Here is a 6,930-nt window from a genome sequence, read left to right on the forward strand (position 1 = left end):
ACGACAACAAGAATCAAAGAGGCAGCAAGAGCGGGGATCATAAGCACCTCAATCCGTAGTGATGTTTGGGAGCGCGCCTAACGCCAGAGTTAAGCCGAGACGCGTAGTGGAGCGAACCACATGGCAAGCTTTCTCTGCCATGTGGTTTGCGGAACGAAGCGGCTTCGGCTTGAACGACTTGTTAGGCCGCCGCTGCCCCGAACTTGTGCCCGAGCTGCTGCGGCCCAACCCCTGAGCCGAAACACTACAACAACTTGCCGCGGCCTGGCCGAAAAGCCGAGGCCAGGGCGTGATGCTTGCGTTTGGAGCTGGCCCCGGCCCATGAACTTGCGGCGTACCCGAAGCCCAGCATGCTGGTGAACGCCCGATGCAGCAAGCCGCGGTGCGACGACCAAAGCGAAGGACTGGTCAGTGCGATGTTGAACGAAGCGACCCTATGGGATTGCCGCTAACCAGCCGAAGGACACACAGAAAGAGCGAGGCGCCAAGAGCCCTACCGAGCGCGGCCTAACGCCTGAGTTAAGCCGACTTGCGCAGCGGAGCCAACAACGTGGCAAGCTTTTTCTGCCACGTTGTTGGTGTAGCGAAGCAAGTTCGGCTTGAACGAATTGTTAGGCCGCAACCTCCATAAGCCATCACTGCTGCGCTCTCTGGTCACGGAAGAAGGCGATAACGATGATAAGAAAGAACAATGTGTGAAATGCGAAGTTGATGAGATGCGCGGCCTCAGTGCCAAACAATCTAGACAACCCCCGCCCATCGATGAGCTTTAAGTGGTTCCAGTACCAGCCGGATCCTGTAAGTGCGGCGACAATGACAACCACTCCGGCGTTCCAAAGGAAATCGTTTAGCACTTTCATCGCTGCCAATGTCTCCCTTGCGGCCTAACACCGGAATTAAGCCGCGCCGCGAAGCGGTGTCGGCTTGAATGAATTGTTAGAGAGCTGCTCGCTACCGTTCATGCGTCCTCTCCTGCATTTCTAGACGGACTCTCTCGTGTTGCGCAGCGAACCCTTGCATCCAAGACTCAAATGCAGCGCACTCACCAGCATTGAATCCGCGCGAGTAGAGCCAGATTCTACCGTCGTGTTTGTAGATTGCGGAAATTACGTTGGACGGGTATGCGGGGTGGCCTGGGAGCGAGAAGTACGAAATAACAATGTTTCCGTTTGGCTGCGGAAGAGTTACCTTCAAGTAGCCTTCTTCCTCCGCCATCTGCGCAGCGGGATCCGCTAGAGCCTTCGCTTTCTGCGACTCAATCTGCTCGGGAGATGCGTTACGGCAGTCGGCAATGGCCGTGGAACTGCAAGACGCAATGCAAAGAGCGACTATCAGCTTGCGACAGTGCATAGAGCCCTCTAACGCCTGAGTTAAGCCGCGCCGCGAAGCGGTGTCGGCTTGAATGAATTGTTAGAGGTCACCCCCAAGTACACTGGGCGCTCGAGTGCAGCCGCATAGTCCTCGTGGCGGATGAACGGCCAGATATCTATCTCTCCCTGCTGCTTGAACCACTTTACATAGAAGCGGTTGGCGATTCCTAGAGTGAACAGATTGGCGAGTCCGAGAGCAAAGAAGCGAGCGCCACGGAGCTCCGGCCACTCATATGGCAAGTCTGTTTTCAGGAACAGCACCCAACGAGCGACATGGGATTTGTCTTTGCGGGAGATTGCGTGCTTGCCCCGAAGCCGATGCTCTTCCAAGTCCGAGTACAGGTGCCAGGCTCCTTCTTGATAGATCGCCGTTATGGCTGGATCGGCGGTGTCCAGAGCGGGGAGCCGCACATCCTCAAACTCGTCGTTGGTGATGGTGCCGGCAACCAAAGCTCGAATCGCCTGCGCAAATCTATCGCGTGCCTCACGGTCAATCATAGTGACCTCTAACGCCTGAATTAAGCCGACCCGCGAAGCGGGTTCGGCTTGAATGAATTGTTAGGCATCATCTGCATGATCCTTCTCAGCCCATGCTTGGACATCCGTGTGGTGCTTAAACACAAGAACGACCATCCCGAAGCTCCCCAGTAGGAAGGAAACTGCCGAGAGCGCTGAGAAATGCCAAAGCAGGGACAGGAAAGAAATGAGCAGAAGCAGGCTGCCAGAGGCAAACAAAATCAAGCCGACGCCAGAGCCCCGCAGTGTGGAGAAATGGCCGTGTGATTTTGGCCAAAAAAGGAATACGCCTCACCGACTCGCCACAAAGCAAGCCAAGTCGGAATCGCCAAGGAGGCACAAAAGAGCGAGATGTGCAACGAGCAGGCAGTAACGCCTATCTGGGTAATCAAGAAGACAATCGCCGTGGAAATGCCCGCGCCGCTCAATGTGACGGCACGTGCTACATCCCATTTGGCCTGATCCATACGCGCAGCAACAGGCTCGATGGCCTTGCTGTACTTATCCTCACGTTGCGATTCATTGTCCATGATGCCTAACGCCTGAATTAAGCCGCGCCGCGAAGCGGCGTCGGCTTGAATGAATTGTTAGGCGCCATCTGCGATGTGGCACTTGGCACTTGTTACACGGTCAGCTCCGTCGTAATCCACGCGCAACACAGTGAATGGATTAGTCGGGAACGTCACCGCTGTGGCAACGCCAGCCGATGGTGCCAATCCAATCCACGATTCGTTCTGATCCGCAAAAATGTATTGATGTACTACGACGCGAGATGAATCGAGAGCTAAGCCCTCGTCTGCGATGTCAGGAGAGCCAATTCGACTCCGCACTGCGGCGCCCGCCACGCCGATAAGCGCATCAAGACTGCCTGAACACCTGACAGGATTGGTGGGAGTTGATTGACGCGACTCAGCTAAGTCAATAGAGACAGATCCAAGCACGACTTCCGCATCCGCTGAAAGTGCGGTTGCCAAGAGAAGCACGTTCAGATGCATTGCAATCATGGTCATGGCGCCTAACGCCAGAGTTAAGCCGAGACGCGTAGTGGAGCGAAACACATGGCAAGCTTTACCTGCCATGTGTTTTGCGTAACGAAGCGGCTTCGGCTTGAACGACTTGTTAGGCCGCCGCACGCCGAGCTTGCGCCCGACCTTGCGACAGCCCAACCCCTGAGCCGAACAGTACAACAAGTCTGGCCGAGCGGCCTGAGGCTGGCATTTGCCGGGGCCAAAGCCAGAACACTCGACTCGCGCGGCCAAGAACTCTCACTGCGCCCTGTCCGAAGCCGACTCGGCCGGTCAAATCTTGCGGAGAGTCGCGCCTGTCCGAAGCCGAGCTGCTGCAGGGCCGACTGCCGATGCCTGCGCCGCGCGTGCGAGGTGCAAACGCTGCGGATAGGCGAGGCGCTACAGATTGCCTGGAACCCCGCAACAACAGTGCGGGAAACAAGGCCTAACACCAGAGTTAAGCCGTGCCGCGAAGCGGCATCGGCTTGAACGACTCGTTAGGCCGCCGTTCCCTGGCACCTGCGCCCGACGTGCGGCAGCCCAACCCCTGAGGCGAACAGTACAACGAGCACCGTGTCTGGTGCTGCCGAAACGCACCACGCGCGCGGCCAAGAACTCTCACCGCGCACTGCGTGAAGCCGACCCGGCAGGTCGAATCTTGCGAATAGTCGCGCCTGTCCGAAGCCGAAATGTTGCAGGGCTGACTGCCGATGCCTGCACCGCGCGTGCGAGGTGCAAACGCTGCGGATGAGAGAAGCGCTACAGATTGCCTGGAATCCGGCAACAACAGTGCGGGAAACAAGGCCTAACACCTAAGTTAAGCCGAGCCGCGAAGCGGCTTCGGCTTGAACGCATTGTTAGGCCGCCACCACCAGGCACCGCGAACACTTGTCTGGAAGCTCCGCAGCCCAACCCCTAGGCCGGAACATTACAACAACCTGCCACGCTCTGACTGCGGCCCTGGATCGAGCGAAAGAGTCTGCGCTTCAAGCTGGCTCCGGCGCCTGGGCGTGCCGGCTACCCGAAGCCCACTATGGATGTGAGCGCTAGAACCTTTGGCGCGGACACTCAGGCGAGCCGGATGCTGCGCCACGGAATCTTGAACGAAGGGACCCAGCCGGCTTGGCGAAACCGGCCGAAGGAGTACACCAAAAGAGCGGAATGCCGGAACTCGTACCGAGTGCGGCCTAACACCAGAGTTAAGCCGCGCCGCAGCGGGGCGTGAAGCACATGGCAAGCTATACCTGCCATGTGATTTGCGCCCCGATGTGGCGTCGGCTTGAACGACTTGTTAGGCCGCCGCCGCCCGAAACTTGCGCCCGGCCTGCGACAACCCAACCCCTGCTTGAACAGTACAACAAGTCCTGGCGGTGAGCGCGGGGCTGGCCTTGGCTGGGCCGAAGCCAAGGCCGCAGTTCGCGCGACCCAGAACCACCACCGCTTCCTGACCGAAGCCGACTCGGCAGGTCGAATCTTGCGGAGGGTCGCGCCTGTCCGAAGCCGAGGTGTCGCAGGCGATTTTGCCGATGCCACTCACCGCGCGTGCGAGGCGCCAACAGTGACAGATGAGCGGCGAACCTTATGCGACCGAAGATGCTGATCCGGCAGTGCGGGAAACAAGGCCTAACACCAGAGTTAAGCCGCGCTGCAGCGGGGCGTGAAGCACATGGCAAGCTGTATCTGCCATGTGGTTTGCGCCCCGATGTGGCGTCGGCTTGAACGACTCGTTAGGCCGCCGCTGCCTGGCACCCGTGCCTGTTACAGCGGCCCAACCCCTAAGCCGAACAGTACAACAAGTCTTGCCGGTGGACGCAGGCTTAGTCTTTCTCGGGCCAGAGCCGAAAGCTGCGGCTCGCGCGGCCAAGAACCCTCACCGAAAGCTCTCCGAAGCCGACTCGGCAGGTGGAATCTTGCGAAGGGTCGCGTCTGTCCGAAGCTTAGGTGCAGCAGGCCCTGACGCCGATGCCACTCACCGCGCGTGCGAGACGCCAACAGTCACAGATGAGCGGCGAACATTATGCGACCGAAGATGCTGATCCGGTAGTGCGGGAAACAAGGCCTAACACCAGAATTAAGCCGCGCCGCGAAGCGGTGTCGGCTTGAATGACTTGTTAGGCCGCGCTGTACGCTGCATTAGACGGCTTTTGGATAAACGCGACGCTTGCGCCGCAACGGACGAGAGTGGCCCTCAAACACCTCGACAGCGGCCAAGCAAATAGCCTTGTCGATGGTGAGACTGCCTGAGAGAAGACGGCCAGCCAAGATGCTGATCTGAGCGTGAGTGTCTGACGACATGTTTAGCAGCATCGTTGCGGCCTCCGGCTCCCCGTATGCGACTAGCTCTGGAGCCAAGTCGCTGGGATTGAAGGAAACACCACCGACGCTTCTCCCCAACAGTTCAAGAAGGTTTGTCATAGCCGCCTAACGCCTGAATTAAGCCGCGCCGCGAAGCGGCGTCGGCTTGAATGAATTGTTAGGCCACACCTACCGGGCCTGCAATGACTTGATGATACGGAGGATCTCACGATCTTTTGCCGCAGTCTCCGCCGGGTCAGACGCCTTGGCATGCTTGGCTAGGAGGTCAAAAATCTGAACGAAAGATAGCGCCCGCGAGCCCCTATTGGGTGACCAAGCCATACCGCAGGTGCTGCCGGACGTTCTGAAAAAGAAGACAGTCCCGTCAAGACCAAGCGGGAGCTCTGCTTTTGCCTGGGCGATATCGCTGGCTAAGACCGCTGCGAGTTCTGTAGTGACCGGCTTAGGTATGAGCGATCTATACGTTGTTGGAACTCCCTCAGTGTTGAGCTTTGGTGGCAGGCGGTCACCGCGCTCGTAGAGCGGAAAATCCAGAACGAAATAGTACAGATCTTCACCCACGATCCGGACAGCCTGCGGCTCCGAAAAGGATGGGAAGACAGTTATTGAAACAGATGCTGGTGCAGGAAGATGCTTTTGAATGAGCGTGTCGATGTCGTCTGGATAGTGATCGCAAGGCGATAGTCCGGTGGCATACAGACGCAGAAGCCGCTGATCCTCACGCTCTTCTAGCGTCTGTAGAACTAATGGAAATGCCAGTACGCCAGCGCCAACTGCTGCGACGGCGACAGACACCGCGACAACTCTGCGCCAGCCCAATGCCCTTCTTTTTCCTGGATCGTCCATGTGATCTGCGTGTGGGGCCTAACGCCTGAATTAAGCCGCGCCGCGAAGCGGCGTCGGCTTGAATGAATTGTTAGGCCGCTCACCTACTACTGCAGGCGGCCGCTTCATCAGTGTAGCTGGGCCCTTCCCGAGCGAGTCTCTCGTCGGTCATCGCCCGGTTGTTGCACACGTGAGAGCACCCACCGCCTACGAGCGGGAGACCACCATTGCTCTCGCATTGAATGAAGCACTGATCCGACGCAGAGCAGCGCTTCGCCAATGCGCTAGCTAGGCACAGTGTGTACGAATCGACATCCGTTCTTGCCAGGATGCGCGAGAGGTCACACTGCTCCATCTGGGGCCTCACAGCTTGGGGAGCTCTAGCGCAAGCTACCAACAAGCAGATCGTCGACAGAAGAATCACCGGGCGCACCAGACATTCTCCTGAGCGGCCTAACACCAGAATTAAGCCGTGCCGCGAAGCGGCATCGGCTTGAATGACTCGTTAGGCCGTCGATACGTGGCACCTGGCCCAACCCCTGAGCCAAACACTACAACAACTTGCCGAGCCTTGGCCGTGCCTGCGAGAGCGGAGCCGAGACCGACAGCTCGCGCGGCCTAGAACCCGCACCGCCAACCACAACGAGGTCGACTCAGGATGATCGTACTTGTCCCGAAGCTGCGCCTGTCCGAAGCCGAGTTGCACCACGAGTAACTGCCGATGCCCTTACCGCGCGTGCGAGTTGCCCAACGTGATGGATGTGCCGGATGCACCAGGCGACCCGAAGACACTGCTACGACACTGCGGTAGACAAGGCCTAACACCCAAGTTAAGCCGCGCCACAGCGGGGCGTGAAGCACATGGCAAGCTCTTTCTGCCATGTGGTTTGCGCCCC

At 58.4% G+C, this 6,930-nt stretch carries 5 protein-coding genes; all 5 read right to left on the reverse strand.

The genetic code is table 11. From position 1 onward, the window contains the following. Window positions 1–635: 635 nt before the first annotated feature. Window positions 636–860: a hypothetical protein gene (locus ACW5F0_RS14505; RefSeq protein ID WP_457000013.1), complete on the reverse strand. Its 225-nt coding sequence runs from the start codon at window positions 858–860 to the stop codon at window positions 636–638. A gap of 510 nt (window positions 861–1,370) precedes the next feature. After that, window positions 1,371–1,868 (reverse strand): hypothetical protein, encoded by a 498-nt coding sequence (locus ACW5F0_RS14510; protein ID WP_457000014.1) that lies wholly within the window; start codon window positions 1,866–1,868, stop codon window positions 1,371–1,373. 239 nt (window positions 1,869–2,107) lie between these two features. Then, window positions 2,108–2,416, reverse strand: coding sequence for a hypothetical protein (locus ACW5F0_RS14515; protein WP_457000016.1), 309 nt, complete (start codon window positions 2,414–2,416; stop codon window positions 2,108–2,110). A gap of 57 nt (window positions 2,417–2,473) precedes the next feature. Next, a complete protein-coding gene (locus tag ACW5F0_RS14520; RefSeq protein ID WP_457000017.1) occupies window positions 2,474–2,896 on the reverse strand; it encodes a hypothetical protein in 423 nt (140 codons plus the stop codon). A 2,481-nt stretch (window positions 2,897–5,377) separates the two neighbouring features. Further along, window positions 5,378–6,055, reverse strand: coding sequence for a hypothetical protein (locus tag ACW5F0_RS14525; protein ID WP_457000018.1), 678 nt, complete (start codon window positions 6,053–6,055; stop codon window positions 5,378–5,380). Between the last annotated feature and the right edge of the window lie 875 nt (window positions 6,056–6,930).

It is taken from the genome of Luteimonas sp. A534 (assembly GCF_054072805.1).

What these genes read in the sequence shown, in the direction of transcription:
- ACW5F0_RS14505 (WP_457000013.1), bottom strand. Translation starts at nt 860, where the DNA reads ATGAAAGTGCTAAACGATTTCCTTTGGAACGCCGGAGTGGTTGTCATT.
- ACW5F0_RS14510 (WP_457000014.1), bottom strand. Translation starts at nt 1,868, where the DNA reads ATGATTGACCGTGAGGCACGCGATAGATTTGCGCAGGCGATTCGAGCT.
- ACW5F0_RS14515 (WP_457000016.1), bottom strand. Translation starts at nt 2,416, where the DNA reads ATGGACAATGAATCGCAACGTGAGGATAAGTACAGCAAGGCCATCGAG.
- ACW5F0_RS14520 (WP_457000017.1), bottom strand. Translation starts at nt 2,896, where the DNA reads ATGACCATGATTGCAATGCATCTGAACGTGCTTCTCTTGGCAACCGCA.
- ACW5F0_RS14525 (WP_457000018.1), bottom strand. Translation starts at nt 6,055, where the DNA reads ATGGACGATCCAGGAAAAAGAAGGGCATTGGGCTGGCGCAGAGTTGTC.